A 671-nucleotide genomic window follows, 5' to 3' on the forward strand; every position below is an offset into this window, starting at 1 on the left:
GCGCTGGCAAGGACTGCCATGCCGACGTGCTGCTTGAGCTTGCCAACGCAGATGAGCTGAAAGGCCCCACCACATGACCGAACAGACAGGCTGGCAGCAGTGCCGCATCGGATCGTGCCAGCGGCATCAACGGTGCATGTATGCCCCCTGCCGACGCCTTCCCCACCAATCCAAGAAGGATGACCCCGATGAATGAACGAGAGGCGATAGTCGCTTGGCTGCGAGGCGATGGCGGGCGGATACCCGCTCTGGCGGCATTCGCGCCTTTAGTGAGTGGAAACCGAATGCCGGATATGTCTGGCGATGCACGCAATAGGTTGCATGAGCCACAACGCCGCGACTTTAACGATGTTGTGCTTTCGCTTTGCGCAGCCATCGAGCGGGGGGAGCATTTGAAAGGAAAGAGCGATGAACGATAAGCCGGAAGCCGTGGCGCTTAAGCCGTGCCCAAGTTGCGATGGGCTGAATATCAGTTGCCCTAATGGTTGTGGCCGCGACCCTAAAACCGGGGAGCTAAACGGGACGCTCTATGCCCATCCACCATCCCAGGACGCATCCGCGCTGGTGGCGGCTTTGGAGCGCATCAAGAACGCCCGCCCTGCTGGTGATTACGTCCTGGTGCGAGAGATCGAAACGGTGACTGGCGACTTTTGCACCGAGCCGGGCGAGCC

Annotated in this window: 1 protein-coding gene; it reads left to right on the forward strand. The window is 60.2% G+C overall.

Annotation, left to right across the window (positions count from 1 at the left end; all coding sequences use genetic code 11):
- Window positions 1-408: 408 nt before the first annotated feature.
- Window positions 409-671, forward strand: a 263-nt coding sequence (locus tag AX735_RS25375) for a hypothetical protein (RefSeq protein ID WP_156447564.1), incomplete at its 3' end; no start/stop codon positions are given.

Source organism: Blastomonas sp. CCH1-A6 (assembly GCF_001556365.1).
GTDB lineage: Bacteria > Pseudomonadota > Alphaproteobacteria > Sphingomonadales > Sphingomonadaceae > Blastomonas > Blastomonas ursincola.